Origin of the sequence: Pseudomonas sp. BNK-45 (genome assembly GCF_047456255.1) — a bacterium.
GTDB lineage: Bacteria > Pseudomonadota > Gammaproteobacteria > Pseudomonadales > Pseudomonadaceae > Aquipseudomonas.
The window spans coordinates 5,587,855-5,608,481 of the sequence record NZ_CP179909.1 but is presented as its reverse complement, the minus strand read 5'-3'; the positions used below and the strand labels follow the sequence as shown (position 1 = coordinate 5,608,481).

General features: G+C 62.0%; 17 protein-coding genes. 15 read left to right on the top strand and 2 right to left on the bottom strand.

The genetic code is table 11. The features are described from left to right. The first annotated feature begins 41 nt into the window (after positions 1–41). The 6 genes from ACMGG8_RS25250 to prpD all read left to right on the top strand — a co-directional run bounded on the left by ACMGG8_RS25250 (position 42) and on the right by prpD (position 8,758). Positions 42–764, top strand: a complete 723-nt coding sequence (locus ACMGG8_RS25250; RefSeq protein ID WP_060838279.1) for a GntR family transcriptional regulator — start codon at positions 42–44, stop codon at positions 762–764. Continuing rightward, a complete protein-coding gene (gene prpB / locus ACMGG8_RS25245) occupies positions 761–1,654 on the top strand; it encodes a methylisocitrate lyase (RefSeq protein ID WP_011060181.1) in 894 nt (297 codons plus the stop codon). The genes ACMGG8_RS25250 and prpB overlap by 4 nt, the downstream gene beginning before the upstream one ends. Positions 1,655–1,815: 161 nt before the next feature. Continuing rightward, entirely contained in the window at positions 1,816–2,943 is a 1,128-nt protein-coding gene (gene prpC, locus ACMGG8_RS25240) for a 2-methylcitrate synthase (protein ID WP_016964349.1), read from the top strand. A gap of 200 nt (positions 2,944–3,143) precedes the next feature. Next, positions 3,144–5,738, top strand: coding sequence for a Fe/S-dependent 2-methylisocitrate dehydratase AcnD (acnD, locus tag ACMGG8_RS25235; RefSeq protein ID WP_414158649.1), 2,595 nt, complete (start codon positions 3,144–3,146; stop codon positions 5,736–5,738). Between the two features lie 61 nt (positions 5,739–5,799). Next, entirely contained in the window at positions 5,800–6,990 is a 1,191-nt protein-coding gene (gene prpF, locus ACMGG8_RS25230; RefSeq protein ID WP_060838282.1) for a 2-methylaconitate cis-trans isomerase PrpF, read from the top strand. A 283-nt stretch (positions 6,991–7,273) separates the two neighbouring features. Continuing rightward, positions 7,274–8,758 carry a 2-methylcitrate dehydratase gene (gene prpD / locus ACMGG8_RS25225; RefSeq protein WP_414158648.1) on the top strand — a complete coding sequence of 495 codons (1,485 nt, stop codon included), beginning with the start codon at positions 7,274–7,276 and terminating at the stop codon, positions 8,756–8,758. Between the two features lie 110 nt (positions 8,759–8,868). Here prpD and ACMGG8_RS25220 read toward each other — a convergent pair whose 3' ends face one another. Next, a complete protein-coding gene (locus tag ACMGG8_RS25220) occupies positions 8,869–9,837 on the bottom strand; it encodes a DMT family transporter (RefSeq protein WP_060838284.1) in 969 nt (322 codons plus the stop codon). A 93-nt stretch (positions 9,838–9,930) separates the two neighbouring features. Between ACMGG8_RS25220 and ACMGG8_RS25215 the strand changes: the two genes are divergently transcribed. Continuing rightward, complete coding sequence (locus ACMGG8_RS25215) at positions 9,931–11,355, top strand: PLP-dependent aminotransferase family protein (protein ID WP_414158647.1); 1,425 nt, start codon at positions 9,931–9,933, stop codon at positions 11,353–11,355. 74 nt (positions 11,356–11,429) lie between these two features. Here the strand turns inward: ACMGG8_RS25215 and ACMGG8_RS25210 are convergent, their stop codons facing one another. Then, a complete protein-coding gene (locus ACMGG8_RS25210; protein ID WP_016964354.1) occupies positions 11,430–12,248 on the bottom strand; it encodes a pyruvate, water dikinase regulatory protein in 819 nt (272 codons plus the stop codon). 174 nt (positions 12,249–12,422) lie between these two features. Between ACMGG8_RS25210 and ppsA the strand changes: the two genes are divergently transcribed. The 8 genes from ppsA to ACMGG8_RS25170 all read left to right on the top strand — a co-directional run bounded on the left by ppsA (position 12,423) and on the right by ACMGG8_RS25170 (position 20,557). Then, entirely contained in the window at positions 12,423–14,798 is a 2,376-nt protein-coding gene (gene ppsA / locus ACMGG8_RS25205) for a phosphoenolpyruvate synthase (protein ID WP_414158646.1), read from the top strand. 101 nt (positions 14,799–14,899) lie between these two features. Next, the gene (locus tag ACMGG8_RS25200; protein ID WP_108544827.1) at positions 14,900–15,889 is read left to right on the top strand and encodes an alpha/beta fold hydrolase; all 990 of its coding nucleotides are present in this window, start codon (positions 14,900–14,902) and stop codon (positions 15,887–15,889) included. A gap of 253 nt (positions 15,890–16,142) precedes the next feature. Next, complete coding sequence (gene rraA / locus ACMGG8_RS25195; RefSeq protein WP_009042919.1) at positions 16,143–16,634, top strand: ribonuclease E activity regulator RraA; 492 nt, start codon at positions 16,143–16,145, stop codon at positions 16,632–16,634. A gap of 25 nt (positions 16,635–16,659) precedes the next feature. Continuing rightward, positions 16,660–17,655, top strand: coding sequence for a zinc transporter ZntB (locus ACMGG8_RS25190; RefSeq protein WP_060838288.1), 996 nt, complete (start codon positions 16,660–16,662; stop codon positions 17,653–17,655). A 63-nt stretch (positions 17,656–17,718) separates the two neighbouring features. Continuing rightward, positions 17,719–17,964: a hypothetical protein gene (locus ACMGG8_RS25185; protein ID WP_060838289.1), complete on the top strand. Its 246-nt coding sequence runs from the start codon at positions 17,719–17,721 to the stop codon at positions 17,962–17,964. A 2-nt stretch (positions 17,965–17,966) separates the two neighbouring features. Next, positions 17,967–18,791 (top strand): mechanosensitive ion channel family protein, encoded by an 825-nt coding sequence (locus ACMGG8_RS25180; RefSeq protein ID WP_016964357.1) that lies wholly within the window; start codon positions 17,967–17,969, stop codon positions 18,789–18,791. Between the two features lie 87 nt (positions 18,792–18,878). Further along, complete coding sequence (gene sigX / locus ACMGG8_RS25175) at positions 18,879–19,469, top strand: RNA polymerase sigma factor SigX (RefSeq protein ID WP_011060195.1); 591 nt, start codon at positions 18,879–18,881, stop codon at positions 19,467–19,469. A gap of 107 nt (positions 19,470–19,576) precedes the next feature. Next, entirely contained in the window at positions 19,577–20,557 is a 981-nt protein-coding gene (locus tag ACMGG8_RS25170; RefSeq protein WP_060838290.1) for an OmpA family protein, read from the top strand. The last annotated feature ends 70 nt before the right edge of the window (positions 20,558–20,627 follow it).

Sequence of the window (20,627 nt, the reverse complement as noted above, 5' to 3'; positions counted from 1 at the left end):
TGGCTAGTTTTTGCCTCATTGATTTTCAAGGTGTCGACAATATGCTGGATCAACTGGAACATCCGCTGCCGGCGCAGGACGATTCTGAAACCCTGTCCGAAAACGTCTTCCGGCGTATCCAGGCCGCCATCGTCAAGGGCGAGATCGCCCCGGGCAGCAAGATCTCCGAACCGGAATTGGCCCGAACCTACGGCATCAGTCGTGGCCCGTTGCGCGAGGCCATCCACCGCCTGGAAGGCCAGCGCCTGCTGGTGCGGGTGCCCCATGTCGGCGCCCGGGTGGTGTCCCTGAGCCACGCCGAACTGATCGAACTCTACGAAATCCGCGAATCCCTGGAAGGCATGGCCTGTCGCCTGGCGGCGGAGCGCATGACCGGCGAGGAGATCGACGAACTGCGCCGGGTGCTCGATACCCACGAGCGCGATGCGGCGTTCCAGGCCGGCGTCGGCTACTACCAGCAGGAAGGGGATTTCGACTTCCACTACCGGATCATCCAGGGCGCGGGCAATCGCACCCTCACGCAGATGCTCTGTGGCGAGCTGTATCAGCTGGTGCGCATGTACCGCATCCAGTTTTCCGCGACCCCCAACCGCCCGCACCAGGCCTTTGCCGAACACCACCGGATTCTCGATGCCATTGCCGATCGCGACGGCGAACTGGCCGAGTTGTTGATGCGCCGCCACATCGGCGCCTCGAAACGCAATATTGCGCGTCACTACCAGGACAGCGCCCATCAGACAGCCACTCCACGAGGTGAGTCATGAGTTCCAACAAGAGCACTCCAGGCCAGCGTTTCCGCGATGCGGTCGCCAGCGAACAGCCGTTGCAAGTGGTCGGCGCGATCAACGCCAACCACGCCCTGCTGGCCAAGCGCGCCGGTTTCAAGGCCATCTACCTGTCCGGTGGCGGGGTCGCCGCAGGCTCCCTCGGCGTACCTGACCTGGGCATCACCGGCCTCGACGACGTCCTCACTGACGTGCGCCGCATCACCGACGTCTGCGACCTGCCGCTGCTGGTGGACGTGGACACCGGCTTCGGCTCCTCGGCCTTCAACGTGGCCCGCACCGTCAAGTCGATGATCAAGTTCGGCGCCGCGGCGATCCATATCGAAGACCAGGTCGGCGCCAAGCGCTGCGGTCACCGCCCGAACAAGGAGATCGTGTCCCAGCAGGAAATGGTCGACCGCATCAAGGCCGCGGTGGATGCCCGCACCGACGACAGTTTCGTGATCATGGCGCGCACCGACGCCCTGGCGGTGGAAGGCCTGGAATCGGCCCTGGAGCGCGCCGCGGCGTGCATCGAGGCCGGTGCCGACATGGTGTTCCCGGAAGCCATCACCGAGCTTGAGATGTACAAGATCTTCGCCGACCGGGTGAAGGCGCCGATCCTGGCCAACATCACCGAATTCGGCGCGACCCCGCTGTACACCACCGAACAACTGAAATCCGTGGATGTTTCCCTGGTGCTGTACCCGCTGTCGGCGTTCCGCGCCATGAACAAGGCGGCGGAAAACGTCTACACCGCGATCCGTCGCGACGGCACCCAGCAGAACGTGATCGACACCATGCAGACCCGCATGGAGCTCTACGAGCGCATCGACTACCACAGCTTCGAACAGAAGCTCGACGCGCTGTTCGCACAGAAGAAAGGTTGAATGAATGCTTGCTCGCGACGGCCGTCAACGCTGACGCGCAGCCCCTGACTCGCTGGAGCGCGCGGGCCTGGATCGCGAGCAAGCTCGCTCCTACAGTGTCGGGGTGAGTCCCGACCAACGAAGTTGCCAAGTCCCTAACAAATTCAAGATTGGAGAGAGCAATGGCCGAAGCAAAAGTATTGAGTGGTGCAGGTCTGCGCGGCCAGGTTGCCGGGCAAACCGCGCTGTCCACCGTGGGCCAGGCCGGTGCCGGATTGACCTACCGCGGCTATGACGTGCGCGAACTGGCGGCCGATGCGCAGTTCGAGGAAGTCGCCTACCTGTTGCTGTACGGCGACCTGCCGACCCAGGAACAGCTGGCCGCCTACAGCGCCAAGCTGAGCAAGCTGCGGGATCTGCCGCAAGCCCTGAAGGAAGTGCTGGAGCGGATTCCGGCCCAGGCCCATCCGATGGACGTGATGCGCACCGGATGCTCGTTCCTCGGCAACATCGAGCCGGAGAAGGACTTCTCCCAGCAGCACGATGTCACCGACCGCCTGCTGGCGGCCTTCCCGGCGATCATGTGCTACTGGTACCGCTTCAGTCATGAAGGCGTGCGCATCAACTGCGTCAGCGACGAGCAGACCATTGGTGGTCACTTCCTGCACTTGCTGCACGGCAAGAAGCCCAGCGACTTGCACGTCAAGGTGATGAACGTCTCGCTGATTCTCTACGCCGAGCACGAGTTCAACGCCTCCACCTTCACCGCCCGGGTCTGTGCCTCGACCCTGTCGGACCTGTACTCGTGCATCACCGCCGCCATCGGTTCGCTGCGTGGCCCGCTGCACGGTGGCGCCAACGAAGCGGCCATGGAGCTGATCGAGCGCTTCCACAGCCCTGAAGAGGCGACCGCCGAACTGCTGCGGATGCTGGAGCGCAAGGACAAGATCATGGGCTTTGGCCACGCGATCTACAAAGACAGCGACCCGCGCAACGAGGTGATCAAGGGCTGGTCGAAGAAGCTGGCTGACGAAGTCGGTGACAAGGTGCTGTTCCCGGTGTCCGAAGCCATCGACAAGACCATGTGGGAGCAGAAGAAGCTGTTCCCCAACGCCGACTTCTACCACGCCTCGGCGTACCACTTCATGGGCATCCCCACCAAGCTGTTCACCCCGATCTTCGTCTGCTCGCGCCTGACCGGCTGGGCCGCCCATGTGTTCGAGCAGCGGGGCAACAACCGCATCATCCGTCCAAGCGCCGAGTACATCGGCGTTGAACAGCGCAAGTTCGTGCCAATCGAACGCCGCTGACCGGGAGGGCGCCGGCACCGTGGCTTGAATGCTCCACACCTGTAGGAGCGAGCTTGCTCGCGATCGCGATGGATCAGCCGACAGCGATGTCGGATCGGATTCAGTCATCGCGAACAAGCTTGCCCCCACAAGGGATGGATGCCCATTCAGCCCCGTGCCGGACGCTCCCTTTGAAACTACCGTGATCGAGTCCCCTGACCATGAACACTGAATTTCGCAAGACGCTGCCCGGCAGCCAGCTGGACTATTTCGACGCCCGTGCGGCGGTCGATGCGCTGCAGCCCGGGGCCTACGACAGCCTGCCCTACACCTCCCGCGTACTGGCGGAAAACCTGGTGCGTCGCTGTGATCCGGCGACCCTCAACGCCTCCCTCGGGCAACTGATCGAACGCCGCGACGACCTGGACTTCCCGTGGTTCCCGGCCCGCGTGGTGTGCCACGACATTCTCGGCCAGACCGCGCTGGTGGACCTGGCCGGCCTGCGCGATGCCATCGCCGATCAGGGCGGTGACCCGGCCCTGGTCAACCCGGTGGTGCCGACCCAACTGATCGTCGACCACTCCCTGGCCGTGGAATGCGGCGGTTTCGACCCGGACGCCTTCGACAAGAACCGCGCCATCGAAGACCGGCGCAACGAAGACCGTTTCCACTTCATCAACTGGACCAAGAAGGCCTTCAAGAACGTCGACGTGATCCCGCCGGGCAACGGCATCATGCACCAGATCAACCTGGAGAAAATGTCCCCGGTGATCCAGGTGCGCGACGGGGTGGCCTTCCCTGATACCTGCGTCGGCACCGACAGCCACACCCCTCACGTGGATGCCCTGGGCGTGATCGCCATCGGCGTCGGCGGCCTGGAAGCCGAGAACGTCATGCTCGGTCGCGCTTCGTGGATGCGCCTGCCGGAAATCATCGGCGTCGAGCTCACCGGCAAGCTGCAACCGGGGATCACCGCCACCGACATGGTGCTGGCGCTGACCGAGTTCCTGCGCAAGCAGAAAGTGGTCGGGGCCTGGCTGGAGTTCTTCGGCGCAGGCGCCGCGGCCCTGACCCTGGGCGACCGTGCCACCATCTCCAACATGGCCCCGGAATACGGCGCCACCGCGGCGATGTTCTACATCGACCAGCAGACCATCGACTACCTCAAGCTCACCGGTCGTGAAGACGAACAAGTGCGCCTGGTAGAGAGCTACGCCAAGCACACCGGCCTGTGGGCCGACAGCCTGAAGAGCGCGCGTTACGAGCGCGGCCTGCAGTTCGACCTGTCGTCGGTGGTGCGCAACATGGCCGGGCCGAGCAACCCCCACGCTCGGGTCGCCACCCGCGACCTGGCGGCCAAGGGCATTGCCGGGCAGTGGTCCGAAGTACCGGGGCAGATGCCCGACGGCGCGGTGATCATCGCCGCCATCACCAGCTGCACCAACACCAGCAACCCACGCAACGTGATCGCCGCCGGCCTGCTGGCGCGCAACGCCAACAAGCTGGGATTGACCCGCAAGCCGTGGGTCAAGTCGTCCCTGGCCCCGGGTTCGAAAACCGTGGCCATGTACCTGGAAGAAGCCGGCCTGGGCCATGAGCTGGAGCAGCTGGGCTTTGGCGTGGTGGCCTTTGCCTGCACCACTTGCAACGGCATGTCCGGTGCCCTGGACCCGGTGATCCAGAAAGAGATCATCGATCGCGACCTGTACGCCACCGCCGTGCTGTCGGGCAACCGCAACTTCGACGGGCGCATCCACCCTTATGCCAAGCAGGCGTTCCTGGCTTCGCCGCCGCTGGTGGTGGCCTATGCGATTGCCGGCACCATCCGCTTCGATATCGAAAAGGACGTGCTGGGCTTGGATGCCGACGGCCGGGAAATCCGCCTCAAGGACATCTGGCCGAGCGACGAAGAGATCGACGCCGTGGTCAAGTCAGCGGTCAAGCCGGAGCAGTTCCGCAAGGTCTACATCCCGATGTTCGCCATCCACGAAGACACCGGCCCGAAAGTCGAGCCGCTGTACGACTGGCGCCCGCAGAGCACCTACATCCGCCGTCCGCCTTACTGGGAAGGGGCGCTGGCCGGTGAGCGCTGCCTCAAGGGCATGCGCCCGCTGGCGGTGCTGCCGGACAACATCACCACCGACCACCTGTCGCCGTCCAACGCCATCATGCTCGACAGTGCGGCGGGCGAGTACCTGGCGAAAATGGGCCTGCCGGAAGAGGACTTCAACTCCTACGCGACCCACCGTGGCGACCACTTGACCGCCCAGCGTGCGACCTTCGCCAACCCGAAACTGTTCAATGAAATGGTCCAGGAAAACGGCAAGGTCAAGCAGGGCTCCCTGGCGCGGATCGAGCCGGAAGGCAAAGTGACGCGGATGTGGGAAGCCATCGAAACCTACATGCAGCGCAAGCAGCCGCTGATCATCATTGCCGGCGCCGACTACGGCCAGGGTTCGTCCCGCGACTGGGCGGCCAAGGGCGTGCGCCTGGCGGGCGTGGAAGCCATCGTCGCCGAAGGCTTCGAGCGCATCCACCGCACCAACCTGGTGGGCATGGGCGTGCTGCCGCTGGAGTTCCTCGCGGGCACCGACCGCAAGACCCTGGGCATCGACGGCACTGAAACCTACGACGTGATCGGCGAACGCACGCCACGGGCGCAGTTGACCCTGGTGATCAACCGCCGCAACGGCGAGCGGTTGGAGGTGCCGGTCACCTGCCGCCTCGACACCGCCGAAGAAGTGTCGATCTACGAGGCGGGTGGGGTGCTGCAACGCTTCGCCCAGGACTTCCTGGAATCGGCCGTAGCCAGCTAAGCAACGTACCGGGGGCGGGCCGCAAGGCACCGCCCCCGGTCATTATCGGGACCTGAAATTCATGGCATTTGTAGCGCAGATCAAGATTCCCGCCACCTACATGCGTGGCGGCACCAGCAAGGGCGTGTTCTTCAACCTCAAGGACCTGCCCGAGGCGGCCCAGCTGCCGGGCGCGGCCCGCGATGCCCTGCTGTTGCGGGTGATCGGCAGCCCCGATCCCTATGACAAGCAGATCGACGGCATGGGCGGCGCCACCTCCAGCACCAGCAAGACGGTGATCCTGTCCAAGAGCATCAAGGCCGATCACGACGTCGACTACCTGTTCGGCCAAGTGGCCATCGACAAGGCCTTCGTCGACTGGAGCGGCAACTGCGGCAACCTCTCGGCGGCGGTCGGTTCGTTCGCCATCAGCAGCGGCCTGGTGGACCCGGCGCGCATTCCGCAGAACGGCGTGGCGGTGGTGCGTATCTGGCAGGCCAATATCGGCAAGAGCATCATCGCCCACGTGCCGATCACCAATGGCGAGGTTCAGGAAACCGGTGATTTCGAGCTGGACGGCGTGACCTTTCCGGCGGCCGAAGTGCAACTGGAGTTTCTCGATCCGGCGGCCGAGGAGGAGGGCGCCGGCGGTTCGATGTTCCCCACCGGCAACCTGGTGGACGATCTGGAAGTGCCCGGTGTCGGCACCTTCAAGGCGACCCTGATCAATGCCGGGATTCCAACGATCTTCGTCAACGCGGCGGACATCGGTTATCGCGGCACCGAACTGCAGGGCGACATCAATGGCGACCCCAAGGCCCTGGCGATGTTCGAGACCATCCGCGCCCACGGTGCCCTGCGTATGGGCCTGATTCAGCACCTGGACCAAGCCGCTCAGCGCCAGCACACGCCGAAGGTGGCCTTTGTCGCGCCGCCGGCGGATTACCAGGCCTCCAGCGGCAAGGCGATCAAGGCCGGGGACGTCGACCTGCTGGTGCGGGCCCTGTCCATGGGCAAGCTGCACCACGCGATGATGGGCACCGCCGCGGTCGCCATCGGCACCGCGGCGGCGATTCCGGGGACCCTGGTCAACCTGGCGGCCGGCGGCGGTGCGCGCAGCGCGGTGCGTTTTGGCCACCCTTCGGGCACCTTGCGCGTTGGCGCCGAAGCCACCCGGAACGGCGATGACTGGACCGTGGTCAAGGCCATCATGAGCCGCAGCGCGCGGGTGCTGATGGAAGGCTGGGTGCGAGTGCCTGGCGACAGTTTCTAAGCAGAGTAGTGTCGGTGGTGGCGGGGCTTAAGGTGGCGCGGGAGCTTGCTCCCGCTCGGCCGCGTAGCGGTCGTAAGCCCTGAGTTCGCGATTGACCTGTTGCAACGCATGGACCGCCTTTGGGGCGGCTGTGCCACCCAGCGGGAGCAAGCTCCCTCGCCACCACCGCCAAGCGTGACGTTGTTATTGAATCGCTGAGCAGGCGCAGACCTGCGATGCCGTTATTGACCTGTACCCGAGGAATCACCGCTACCCACAACCTTGCAACAGGAGTGAAGCCCTCATGAGCGCCAACGTAGACCTGAACAACCGTCCCGAGTACGACCAGGTCCTGCAGGACATCGCCGACTATGTCCTGACCTATTCCATCGACTCCCAAGAAGCCCTCGACACCGCTCGCAACTGCCTGATGGACACCCTGGGCTGCGGCCTGCTGGCCTTGCGTTTTCCCGAATGCACCAAGCACCTGGGGCCGTTCGTCGAAGGTACCGTGGTGCCCTTTGGTGCGCGGGTGCCCGGTACCAGCTACCGCCTCGACCCGGTAAAGGCGGCCTGGGACATCGGCTGCATCGTGCGCTGGCTGGACTACAACGACACCTGGCTGGCGGCCGAGTGGGGGCATCCTTCGGACAACCTCGGCGGGATTCTGGCGGTGGCCGATCACCTGTCGCAAAAGCGCGTGGCCAATGGCGAGGCGCCGCTGACCATGAGCGATGTGCTCAAGGCGATGATCATGGCTCATGAGATTCAGGGCGTGATGGCCCTGGAAAACTCCTTCAACCGCGTCGGGCTCGATCATGTGCTGCTGGTGAAAGTCGCCTCCACCGCCGTCTGCGCCCAACTGATGGGGGCCGATCGCGAGCAACTGCTGGCGGCGCTGTCCCAGGCCTTCGTCGATGGCCAGGCGCTGCGCACCTACCGTCATGCGCCGAATGCCGGTTCACGCAAATCCTGGGCGGCGGGGGATGCAACCAGTCGCGGGGTGCGCCTGGCGGATATCGCCCTGCGCGGCGAGATGGGCATTCCCGGGGTGCTCAGCGCGCCGCAGTGGGGCTTCTATGACGTGCTGTTCAGCCATACCAACAAGGACCTGGCGCTCAAGCCCGAGGGCCAGCGGCAGTTCCAGCTGGCGCAGGAATACGCCAGCTATGTGATGGAAAACGTGCTGTTCAAGATCAGCTTCCCGGCGGAGTTTCATGCGCAGACCGCGTGTGAGGCGGCGGTGATCCTGCATCCGAAAGTGCGCAATCGCCTGCACGAAATCGACCGCATCGTCATCACCACCCATGAGTCGGCGATCCGCATCATTTCCAAGGTCGGGCCGCTGGCCAATGCCGCCGATCGCGATCACTGCCTGCAATACATGACCGCCGTGCCCCTGGCCTTCGGCACCCTGGTGGCCGAGCACTATGAGGACGACTTCCACGCCGCGCACCCGATCATCGACCAGTTGCGCGAGAAGATGCAGATCGTCGAGGACCCGCGTTACACCCGGGAATACCTGGAAGCCGACAAGCGCTCGATCGCCAACGCGATCCAGGTGTTCTTCAAGGACGGCTCCAGCACCGAACAGGTGGCGGTGGAATACCCCATCGGCCACCGGCGCCGCCGCGCCGAAGGCATCCCGCTGCTGGAAGGCAAGTTCAAGGCCAACCTGGCCACGCGCTTCACCGCCCAGCGCGCGACGCAGATTTTCCAGCTGTGCAAGGACCCGGCACGGTTGCAGGCGACGCCGGTGCACCGGTTCGTCGACCTGCTGGTGATCTGAGGCCGTTCCCTCCCTTGTAGGAGCGAGCCTGCTCGCGAAGCACGTCAAGGATGACGCGGACTTGCCGGGCGAACGGGGTGCCCTCAGAAGCATCGCGAGCTAGCACGCTCCTACGGATTTTCCTGGGGTTGGGCAGCTGTTTTGGACAGCCATTTATCCAGCGGCAATTTGGTGATGGCGAAGCCGCCGAGCAGGGTCGAGGCATACAGCAGCAGGTCGCTGGACAGGCTCAGGCCTTCGTACCAGGCGCCGATGATCACCGCGAACACCGGGAAGATGATGAAGACGAAGGACAGGATCACCGGGTTCAGGCGCTTGAGCAGGAAGAAGTAGACGATAAACCCGCCCACCGAGGCGACCAGTCCCAGGTACAGCAGGGCGCCCCAGGAGCGGGGACTGATGGCCGAGTAATCCGGGTTTTCCATCCACAGGCCGGCCAGGCACAGCAGCAGGCCGGCGATGCCGATGGGCAGGGCGTTGTAGGTGATGACGCTGATGGCGCTCCCGTGTTTCTTGGTGACGACGTAGCACAAGGCATGCAGTAGCGCCGCGCCGAGAATCGCCAGCACTCCCGAGAGTTCGTTGTGATCGTTGAGCAGGCCCTGGCCGCGGATGATCTGGAACAGGCTGGCAAAGCCGACGGCGATGCCGAGTACCTGCGCCAGGTGGATTTTTTCCCGCAGCAGCAGGGCGGAAAAGATCAGGATGAACACCGGCATGCAGCTGAACAGCAGGGCGGTCAGACCCGAGGACACGTGCACCTCGCCATAGTTGAGCAAGGTATAGGGCAGGCTGAAGTAGCACAGGGTGACGAACAGCAGGAAACCGCGGCTGCCCTTGGGGAACATCAGCGGCTCGCGGCGCAGCCAGGCAAAGCAGGCAAACAGCGGAAAGGCGATCAAGAAGCGCAGCCCGGCCGCGGTCAGGGGCGGCGTGCTGGCCACGGCCACCTTGATCCCCAGCCAGGTGGTGCCCCAGCTCAGGCAGACAATCAGGAACAGGGTGCAGGTCACCAGGGTGGCGAGCCAGTGGCGCGCAGGCACTTGAGCGGTCGGTGCTGCCGTGGTGGTTGTGGTCACGCTGACACTCCTTTCGTGATCGGTAATTGACACCTATATTGAGCGGGTCATTTCCGGTGATTGAACCTGTAAAGCACGTTATTGGGGTAAATGATGGCTGTCAAAGTAAGTATTGACATGGTGTCAATGTTGCGTTCCGCCTTGCACGAAGGTGCGGGGCCCAAGTACAAGCGCCTGGCCGACGCACTGGATCAGGGCATTGACCAGGGGCTGCTGGCCCCTGGCAGCAAGCTGTTTCCCCATCGGCAGCTGGCCGATCAACTGGGGGTGACCATTGGCACCATCAGTCGCGCCTATGCCGAGCTGGAGCGCATGGGGCAGGTGGTGGCGCGGGTTGGTGATGGCACCTACGTGCGTCAGGACGGCTTGCAGCGTTCGCGCGACGCCGGGTTTCGTCACGTCGGGGACGAGTCGCCCGCGCTGTTCGACATGAGCCGCAATACGCATATTCCCGGTGCGGAGAGCCGTTTGCTCGCTCAGGGCCTGCGGGCGCTGGCGGACGATCCCCAAGGGCTGCTGGAGGTGGCTCGCTACAGCCCGGAGGCCGGGCTGGCGCGCTATCGCGAGGCCGGCGCGCGCTGGCTGACCCAGGCAGGGTTGCAGGTCGATGCCTCGCAGGTGATTTGCGTCAACGGCGCCCAGCACGGCTTGCATATCGCCCTGCTGGCGCTGCTCAAGGCCGGGGATACCCTGGCCACCGAGCACCTGACCTATCCGGGCCTGATCAGTACCGCACGGATGCAGGGGATCAAGTTGCTGGGCCTGCCCATGGATGAGCAGGGGCTGCTGCCCGAGGCGCTGGAAGAAGCGTGCCGGCATCATCGGCTGACGGCCCTGTATTGCACGCCGACCTTGCAGAACCCCAGCACCGCGGTGCAGTCCGCGGCGCGCCGGGAGGCGATCGCCGACGTCTGCCGGCGGCACAACCTGTTGATTCTGGAGGACGAAACCCACGCGGTGCTGATGGCCCGGCGGCCGGCGCCGCTGGCGCATTTTGCCCCTGAGCGCACGGTGCTGATCAGCAGCTTGAGCAAGGCCGTGGCCGCGGGGTTGCGGGTCGGTTTCCTGTGCGGGCCGGCGCCGCTGGTGGGACGATTGGCCGCAGCGCTGCGGGCGACCTGCTGGATGGCCACGCCGCTCGCCCTGGAGCTGGCTGCCGGTTGGATCGACAACGGTATTGCCGAACGCCTGCGTCAGCAGCAAATGCTCGAGATCACTCGGCGCAAGGGGTTGGTGGCGGGGCTGCTACAGGGGTTGCAATGGCGCAGTCCAGAGGCCTGCCCGCATTTCTGGATCCGTGTTCCCGAGCCCTGGCGGGCCTCGGAGATCGAGGCGCACCTGAAGCAGCAGCACTATCTGGTGGCCACTGCCGAGACCTTTGCCGTGGGTCAGGCGGCGGTGCCGCAGTTCATTCGTGCCAGTGTCTGCAACACCACGGCCGATGATCGGAAGCTGACCGAGGGCTTTGCTGCCCTGGCGACGGCGTTACGCCAGGAGCGCGGATTGCCGGGGTGGTGACGGGGTGATGGGGGCAAGCCTTGTGGCAGGGACGATTCCTTGCCACATCGGGCGGGCTGAAGCCGTGGCGCGGCCTACTTGAAGCGGCGCTCCACGCCTTTTTCCACGAGGATCTTGGCCGAGATCTCTTCCACCGAGAAATGCGTGGAGTTGATATGGGGAATGTTTTCGCGGCGGAACAGGTTCTCCACTTCGCGCACTTCGAACTCGCACTGGGCGTAGCTGGAGTAGCGGCTGTTGGGCTTGCGCTCGTTGCGGATCGCGGTGAGGCGGTCGGGGTCGATGGTCAGGCCGAACAGCTTGTGCTTGTGGGCGCGCAGGGCATTGGGCAGTTGCAGGCGCTCCATGTCTTCTTCGGTCAGCGGGTAGTTGGCCGCGCGGATGCCGAATTGCATGGCCATGTACAGGCAGGTTGGGGTCTTGCCGCAGCGCGACACGCCCACCAGGATCAGGTCGGCCTTGTCGTAGTAGTGGGTGCGGGCGCCGTCGTCGTTGTCCAGGGCGAAGTTCACCGCCTCGATCCGCTCCATGTAGTTGGAGTTGTGGCCAATGGAATGGGACTTGCCGACGGAGTAGGAGGAGTGCTCGCTGAGCTCCTGTTCCAGGGGCGCGAGGAAGGTCGAGAAGATGTCGATCATGAAACCATTGGAGGTCGCGAGAATCTCACGAATGTCCTGATTGACGATGGTGTCGAAAATGATCGGCCGATGGCCGTCTTTTTCGGCGGCCATATTGATTTGTTGTACCATGGCCCGCGCTTTTTCCATGCTGTCGATGTACGGCCGCGTGAATTTGCTGAAGGTAATGTTTTCGAACTGCGCCAACAGGCTCTGGCCGAGGGTTTCCGCTGTGATACCGGTACCGTCGGAAATAAAGAAAGCAGATCGTTTCATTTGCGGCTTGGGCCTTAAGCTAGTGACGATTCTTGGATATGATAGGCGCGATTTGTCGGCCGGGAATGGCCCGCATTCTCACTTATTTTCCAGGTCCAGGCCATATAGCGGGCAAACGCTCCCCCGAGCAGCCGGCTTCTGAGCTTTTCCAACACAGTTAGTGGAGAGATCACCTTGGTAGAGTACGTAGTTTCCCTCGATAAGCTCGGCAAACACGATGTTGAGCATGTGGGGGGCAAGAACGCATCCCTGGGCGAGATGATCAGCAACCTCGCAGGTGCGGGCGTATCGGTCCCTGGTGGCTTTGCCACGACAGCTCAGGCTTATCGTGATTTTCTTGAGTTGAGCGGTCTGAACGACCAGATCCATGCCGCCCTCGATGCGCTGGATGTCGATGACGTCAACGCCCTGGCCAAGACCGGCGCGCAGATCCGTCAATGGATCATGGAAGCCGAGTTCCCCGAGCGCCTGAACACCGAGATTCGTACCGCCTTCGCCGCGCTGTCGGCCGGCAATCCTGAAATGGCCGTGGCCGTGCGTTCCTCGGCCACCGCCGAAGACTTGCCGGATGCCTCCTTCGCCGGCCAGCAGGAAACCTTCCTCAACATCCGTGGCGTGGACAACGTGATCCGTGCCGCCAAGGAAGTGTTTGCCTCCCTGTTCAACGATCGCGCCATTTCCTACCGCGTACACCAGGGTTTCGACCACAAGCTGGTGGCCCTGTCTGCCGGTGTGCAGCGCATGGTGCGTTCGGAAACCGGCACTGCCGGCGTGATGTTCACCCTCGACACCGAATCGGGCTTCCGTGATGTGGTGTTCATCACCGGTGCCTATGGTCTGGGTGAAACCGTGGTCCAGGGCGCGGTCAACCCGGACGAGTTCTACGTCCACAAGAACACCCTTGAAGCCGGCCGTCCGGCCATCCTGCGCCGCAACCTGGGCAGCAAGGCGATCAAGATGATCTACGGCGACGAGGCCAAGGCCGGTCGCTCGGTGAAGACCGTGGACGTGGACGCGGCCGATCGCGCACGTTTCTGCCTGACCGACGCCGAAGTCAGCGAGCTGGCCAAGCAGGCGATGATCATCGAGAAGCACTACCAGTGCCCGATGGATATCGAGTGGGCCAAAGATGGCGACGACGGCAAGCTGTACATCGTCCAGGCCCGTCCGGAAACCGTGAAGAGCCGTACCCAGGCCAACGTCATGGAACGCTACCTGCTCAAGGAAACCGGCACCGTCCTGGTGGAAGGCCGTGCCATCGGCCAGCGCATCGGCGCCGGCAAGGTGCGGATCATCAAGGACGTTTCCGAGATGGACAAGGTCCAGGCCGGCGACGTGCTGGTTTCCGACATGACCGACCCGGACTGGGAGCCAGTGATGAAGCGCGCCAGCGCCATCGTCACCAACCGTGGCGGTCGTACCTGCCACGCGGCGATCATCGCTCGTGAACTGGGGATTCCGGCGGTAGTGGGTTGTGGCAACGCCACCGAGCTGCTCAAGGATGGCCAGGGCGTGACCGTTTCCTGCGCCGAAGGCGACACCGGCTTGATCTTCGAAGGCGAACTGGGCTTCGACATCAAGCAGAACTCGGTAGACGCCATGCCGGAACTGCCGTTCAAGATCATGATGAACGTCGGCAACCCGGACCGCGCCTTTGACTTCGCCCAGTTGCCGAACGCCGGCGTGGGCCTGGCCCGCCTGGAGTTCATCATCAACCGCATGATCGGCGTGCACCCCAAGGCGCTGCTGAACTACGCCGGGCTGCCGCAAGAGATCAAGGACAGCGTCGACAAGCGTATTGCCGGCTACCGCGATCCTGTGGATTTCTACGTCGACAAGCTGGTGGAAGGCATCAGCACCCTGGCTGCGGCGTTCACTCCGAAGAAGGTCATCGTGCGTCTGTCGGACTTCAAGTCCAACGAATACGCCAACCTGATCGGCGGCAAGCTCTACGAGCCGGAAGAAGAGAACCCGATGCTGGGCTTCCGTGGCGCCTCGCGCTACATCAGCGAATCCTTCCGTGACTGCTTCGAACTCGAATGCCGTGCGCTGAAACGCGTGCGCAACGAGATGGGCCTGACCAACGTCGAAATCATGGTGCCGTTCGTGCGCACCTTGGGCGAAGCCAGCCAAGTGGTTGATCTGCTGGCTGAAAATGGCCTCAAGCGCGGCGAAAACGGTCTGCGCGTGATCATGATGTGCGAACTGCCTTCCAACGCCATCCTGGCTGAGGAATTCCTCGAGTACTTCGATGGTTTCTCCATCGGCTCCAACGACCTGACCCAGCTGACCCTGGGCCTGGACCGTGACTCGGGGATCATCGCCCACCTGTTCGACGAGCGTAATCCTGCGGTCAAGAAGCTGCTGGCCAATGCCATCGCCGCCTGCAACAAGGCCGGCAAGTACATCGGCATCTGCGGCCAGGGACCTTCGGACCACCCGGACCTGGCCAAGTGGCTGATGGAACAGGGCATTGAAAGCGTCTCGCTGAACCCGGACTCGGTGCTGGAAACCTGGTTCTTCCTGGCCGAAGGTCAGGGCGCGGCGTAATCGGTGAACGAAGAGCCGGTCGCGCTTGGGCGGACCGGCTCTTGAAGATTCAAGCAGGGCGTGCTTCTTCTGGATGCCGCCCTTTTTTGTGCAAGAAGAATATGCAAAGCAGCAGCAACCTATTTCCCGTCGCCTTGATCAGTGCCGAGCGTCGAGGCGACCTCAGCGAAGATGTCTATCGCTTGAAACCCGGCAACAGTCCGGACCCTTCGGTCGAACTGGCCGTGACCCGTCTGGGGCTGGCGGATGAGCCGCAAGCCCGGGGCGTGCCTGTGGTTCTGCTCCACGGCAGCTTTTCCAACCGGCGCTTCTGGTATTCGCCCAAGGGCGTGGGCCTTGGCGCCTACCTGGCCCGTGCCGGTTTCGATGTGTGGATTCCCGAGATGCGCGGCCATGGCTTGTCGCGCCGCAATGCCGACTACCGCAAGAACCGGGTGGCCGACTACGCGCGCTACGATCTGCCGGCGATTGCCGCCTTTGTCCGTGAGCAAAGCGCCCAGATTCCCCACTGGATCGGTCATTCCCTGGGGGGCACTACCCTGGCGGCGGCGCTGGGCGGGCAGTACCTGGGCGAGGCGGGGGTGGCTTCGGCGGCGTTTTTCGGAACCCAGATCAGTCGGACCTACTGGCCGTTGAAAATCCCCATGGTGGAATGGGGCGGGCGCCTGCTCATCAAGCGCTTTGCCCAATTGTCCGGTTCTCGGCTCAAGCGCGGGCCGGAAGACGAGCCTATTGGCCTGGCCCTGGAAAGCATGCGCTGGCACGGCCTGTTCGGTCGCTTTGGCGATGCCGACAAGGACTGGTGGGCCGGACTGGCGCAGGTGACGGTGCCGGTACTGGCGGTCAGTGCCGCCGGGGATCATCAGGATCCGACCTGGGCCTGTCGCAAGTTGTTCGATCAGCTGGCCAGTGAGCAGAAACAATTTATCTGCCTGGGGCGTGAGCTAGGGTTCAGTAGCAATTTCGGCCATGTCGAGATGCTGGTGAGCAAGCCGGCGCAGGCCGAGGTCTGGCCATTGGTGGCGCGCTGGCTCCAGGATCAGCAGACGCCGTTGCTGGCTTCTGCTGGCGAACAGGTGGCTGAGGTTTGAAGCGAGGGCTCTGACAAGGGCATTTCGTTGGATAGCGCTTGCGGCTAAGATATGACGCATTGTGCTGTTCTGGTCACATTCAGTTATTGAGTCGACTTTCCGTTCAGGTGGCAGGGCTGCAGATGCGCGACAGGCTGATCTGCTGCTTTGAGGGGCAGGTTAAACCTCGGCTTGCCGGACTCGTATGTCCAGAATGGCCCCCTGAAATGGCCGATACCTTCGATCGTGTTCTTTCTGCTACAGGAGTTTCTCGATGAATCATTACCTCACTCCCGACCTGTGCGACGCCTATCCGGACCTGGTGCAGGTGGTTGAACCCATGTTCAGCAACTTCGGCGGTCGCGATTCCTTTGGTGGTGAAATCGTCACCATCAAGTGCTTCGAGGACAACTCGCTGGTCAAGGAGCAAGTGGAGCTCAAGGGACACGGCAAGGTGCTGGTGGTCGATGGCGGCGGTTCCCTGCGCCGTGCGCTGCTGGGAGACATGCTGGCCGAGAAGGCGGCGAAAAATGGCTGGGAAGGCCTGGTGATCTACGGGTGCATCCGTGATGTGGATGTCATCGCCCAGACCGATCTCGGGGTTCAGGCCCTGGCCAGTCATCCGATGAAGACCGACAAGCGCGGCATCGGCGATCTCAATGTGGCAGTGACCTTTGCCGGTGTGACTTTCCGTCCGGGTGAATATGTCTACGCCGACAACAACGGCGTGATCGTGTCGCCAAGCCCACTGAAGATGCCTGAATAAACCATTGGCCTGACAAGGGATGAGGATGTTCGAGGAAGACAACGCGCAATGGGGGCTGGTGCATGCCCTGGTGCTGGATGGTGAAGGTGGTGCGCGTTCGATAGCCCGGACTGAGCTCGACGATCTGCAGTTGCAGGCCCATGAAAGCCTGTGGCTGCACTGGGATCGCAGTCATCCGCAAACCCAGACCTGGCTGCGCCGCTCCAGCGGCCTGAGCGAATTCAGCTGTGATCTGCTGCTGGAGGAAAATACCCGGCCGCGCCTGCTGTCCTTGCCCGACTCGGAGTTGCTGCTGTTCTTGCGCGGCATCAATCTCAATCCGGGGGCCGAGCCTGAGGATATGGTGTCGGTGCGGATCTTCGCCTCTTCCAAGCGGGTGATTTCCCTGCGTCTGCGGCCTTTGCGCGCCACTGACGAGCTTTTGCTGCAACTGACCGAAGGCAAGGGGCCGAAAACCGCTGCCGAACTGCTCCTTTATATGGCCGAGTATCTGACCCATAAGGTGCAGCATCTGGTCAGCGACCTGTCTGAAGTGGTCGATGTCGAAGAAGAAAAACTGGATGCCGACGAACGGTATACCCCGGAGCATGGCAGCATTTTGCAGATCCGGCGCCGGGCTGCCGGGCTGAAGCGGTTCCTGGCTCCGCAGCGGGATATTTTTGCCCAGTTGAGTCGGATAAAACTGCCCTGGTTTGCCGTCGACGATGGTGACTACTGGAATGAGTTGCACAACAGCCTGACCCGCTACCTGGAAGAGCTGGAACTGACCCGAGAGCGCGTGGGGCTTGTGCTGGAGGCCGAAGACCGGCGCTTGAGCGTGCGCATGAACCGCACCATGTACCGCTTCGGGATCATCACCGGGATCTTCCTGCCCATGAGTTTTCTCACCGGTCTTCTGGGGATCAACGTCGGTGGGATTCCGTTCTCCGCGAGCCCCTATGGATTCATCATCGCCTGCCTGCTGCTGGTGGCGGTGGCCCTCGGACAATGGTGGTTGTTCCGCCGTTTGCGCTGGGTGTGATGATGCGTCATGTGACCCGAATAAAACTGACCGCGTCTTTTCCAGACATCACCAGAGGTGCGTATGCACGATCCGTTTGAACAGTCTTTGCGTGACATGCTCAAAGCCTCGCCATCGAGCCGCGATGATGACGCCTGTCTGGGCCGCGTACTGAAAACCGCCAACCGCCAGGTGGGGGCGGGGGATCTGTTCAGCTTGCTGGGCCGCTGGCTGCCGGCGCTGATGATCGCCTTGAATAATGGATCGGCCCATATCGCGCCGGTATCCCGTCGTAAACCTTCTGCTCGCACTGCTGATAAGGCTGATTGAATATGGAACTTGATCTCTGGACGCAGAGCCTCGTCACGGCGATGACTGCTTTGTGGACCAAGGTGGCGAACTTCATTCCGAACCTGTTCGGCGCGTTGGTGGTGCTGTTGCTGGGCTTCGTGGTGGCCAAGCTGCTGGACACCCTGCTGTCGAAATTGCTGGCCAAGCTGGGCCTGGACCGTCTGATGGGCGGTACCGGCTTGACCAAATTGCTGTCCCGCGCGGGACTGCAGGTGCCGATCTCCACCTTGATCGGCAAGATTGTCTACTGGTTCGTCCTGCTTATATTTCTGGTATCTGCTGCTGAATCCCTGGGCCTTGAGCGAGTTTCGGCTACGCTCGACATGCTTGCGCTGTATTTGCCGAAGGTTTTCGGTGCTGCGCTGGTGCTGTTGGTGGGGGTTCTGTTGGCGCAACTGGCCAACGGCCTGGTGCGCGGAGCAGCGGAAGGCGTAGGTCTGGATTACGCCAGTGGCCTGGGGCGCATTGCCCAGGGGCTGGTGATCATCATCAGTATTTCCGTGGCGATCAGTCAGTTGGAGGTCAAAACCGACCTGCTCAACCATGTGATCGTCATCGTATTGATTACCGTTGGTCTGGCCGTTGCGCTGGCCATGGGGCTGGGAAGCCGGGAAATTGCCGGGCAGATTCTTGCGGGAATCTATGTGCGTGAGTTGTACCAGGTTGGGCAACAAGTACGTGTTGGTGAGGTCGAAGGCCAGATCGAAGAGATTGGCACGGTTAAAACTACATTGCTGACCGAGGAGGGTGAGCTAGTCTCTCTGTCCAATCGGATCCTGCTGGAGCAGCATGTAAGTAGCCGCTAACCCGGCAAACCCTGCTAATGTATGCCGCCGCAAAATGCCCTCACCGGGCAGCGGCGGACATTGACCTGACTGTCGGCACGACTCGTTTTGAATAAAACCCAATCGCTATCCACGCGCTATGACCCCCGTGAGCTCTCTGATGAGGAGTTGGTTGCGCGCTCACATACGGAGCTGTTTCACGTAACACGCGCCTATGAAGAGTTGATGCGACGCTATCAGAGGACCCTATTTAATGTTTGTGCACGTTATCTGGGGAACGATCGGGATGCGGATGATGTCTGTCAGGAAGTGATGTTGAAGGTGCTGTATGGCCTTAAGAACTTTGAGGGTAAATCGAAGTTCAAGACATGGCTATATAGCATCACGTACAACGAATGCATCACGCAGTATCGCAAGGAGCGGCGCAAGCGTCGGTTGATGGACGCTTTAAGTCTTGACCCCCTCGAGGAGGCCTCTGAAGAGAAGGCGCCAAAACCAGAGGAAAAGGGCGGACTTGACCGCTGGTTGGTGCATGTGAACCCGATTGACCGGGAAATTCTGGTGCTACGATTTGTCGCAGAGCTGGAGTTCCAGGAGATCGCAGACATCATGCACATGGGGTTGAGTGCTACAAAAATGCGTTACAAACGTGCTCTTGATAAATTGCGTGAGAAATTTGCAGGCATTGCTGAAACTTAGTTCGGCGCAAATATCTCTTACGTCTAGGTGAGTTCTGATAGACTTACCGCCGAGTTGTCCCCCGGTATGTGGGACTGCTTTACAATCACCAGATGGGGATTTAACGGATGAAACTGAAAAACACCTTGGGCATTGCCATTGGTTCTATTGTTGCCGTGACTTCGTTCGGCGTTCTGGCGCAAGGCCAAGGCGCGGTCGAGGGTGAACTGTTTTACAAAAAACAGTACAACGACAGCGTTAATCACGTTGAAGACGGCTTCAACCCAGGCGCATCGATCGGTTACTTCCTGACCGACGACCTGTCGTTGAACGCTACCTACGACAAGACCAACCACACCCGTTCTAACGACGGTACTGGTAACCAGAAGATCAAAGGCGACAACTTCGGCCTGAACGCTCAGTACCACTTTGGTACCGTGGGTGACGCTCTGCGTCCATACGTTTCCGGCGGTGTTGCTCACAAGAGCATGACCAACGTGATCGCTGACGGTCACAGCGGCCGCGACCAGTCGACTTTCCTGACTGCAGGCGCTGGTGTTAAGTACTACTTCACCGACAACCTGTTCGCTCGTGCCGGCGTTGAAGCTGACTACAAGCTGGACAACGGCAAGTGGGACTACGCTCCTACTATCGGCCTGGGTGTGAACTTCGGTGGCAGCGGCGGCAAAGTTGCTCCAGCTCCTGCTCCAGCACCGGCTCCAGCTCCAGAACCAGCTCCAGAAGCTCCAGTTGCTGAAGTTGTTCGTGTTGAGCTGGACGTGAAGTTCGACTTCGACAAGTCGGTCGTCAAGCCTAACAGCTACGCTGACATCAAGAACCTCGCTGACTTCATGAAGCAGTACCCACAGACCACCACCGTTGTTGAAGGTCACACTGACTCCGTCGGTCCTGACGCTTACAACCAGAAGCTGTCTGAGCGTCGTGCAAACGCCGTTAAACAAGTTCTGGTCAACCAGTACGGCGTTGGCGCTAACCGCGTTCAATCCGTTGGTTACGGTGAGTCCCGCCCAGTTGCCGACAACGCAACTGAAGCTGGTCGCGCTATCAACCGTCGCGTAGAAGCCTCGGTTGAAGCTCAAGCTAAGTAATTAGCCTTGTAGCTTGGAAAAACCCGGCCTAGGCCGGGTTTTTCTTTGCCTGCGATTTCTCCGGCCAGAG

Bases quoted from the DNA above. Each gene is read 5' to 3' on its own strand.
- ACMGG8_RS25250 (WP_060838279.1), top strand. From the start codon at position 42: ATGCTGGATCAACTGGAACATCCGCTGCCGGCGCAGGACGATTCTGAA.
- prpB (WP_011060181.1), top strand. From the start codon at position 761: ATGAGTTCCAACAAGAGCACTCCAGGCCAGCGTTTCCGCGATGCGGTC.
- prpC (WP_016964349.1), top strand. From the start codon at position 1,816: ATGGCCGAAGCAAAAGTATTGAGTGGTGCAGGTCTGCGCGGCCAGGTT.
- acnD (WP_414158649.1), top strand. From the start codon at position 3,144: ATGAACACTGAATTTCGCAAGACGCTGCCCGGCAGCCAGCTGGACTAT.
- prpF (WP_060838282.1), top strand. From the start codon at position 5,800: ATGGCATTTGTAGCGCAGATCAAGATTCCCGCCACCTACATGCGTGGC.
- prpD (WP_414158648.1), top strand. From the start codon at position 7,274: ATGAGCGCCAACGTAGACCTGAACAACCGTCCCGAGTACGACCAGGTC.
- ACMGG8_RS25215 (WP_414158647.1), top strand. From the start codon at position 9,931: ATGGCTGTCAAAGTAAGTATTGACATGGTGTCAATGTTGCGTTCCGCC.
- ACMGG8_RS25210 (WP_016964354.1), bottom strand. From the start codon at position 12,248: ATGAAACGATCTGCTTTCTTTATTTCCGACGGTACCGGTATCACAGCG.
- ACMGG8_RS25200 (WP_108544827.1), top strand. From the start codon at position 14,900: ATGCAAAGCAGCAGCAACCTATTTCCCGTCGCCTTGATCAGTGCCGAG.
- rraA (WP_009042919.1), top strand. From the start codon at position 16,143: ATGAATCATTACCTCACTCCCGACCTGTGCGACGCCTATCCGGACCTG.
- ACMGG8_RS25190 (WP_060838288.1), top strand. From the start codon at position 16,660: ATGTTCGAGGAAGACAACGCGCAATGGGGGCTGGTGCATGCCCTGGTG.
- ACMGG8_RS25185 (WP_060838289.1), top strand. From the start codon at position 17,719: ATGCACGATCCGTTTGAACAGTCTTTGCGTGACATGCTCAAAGCCTCG.
- ACMGG8_RS25180 (WP_016964357.1), top strand. From the start codon at position 17,967: ATGGAACTTGATCTCTGGACGCAGAGCCTCGTCACGGCGATGACTGCT.
- ACMGG8_RS25170 (WP_060838290.1), top strand. From the start codon at position 19,577: ATGAAACTGAAAAACACCTTGGGCATTGCCATTGGTTCTATTGTTGCC.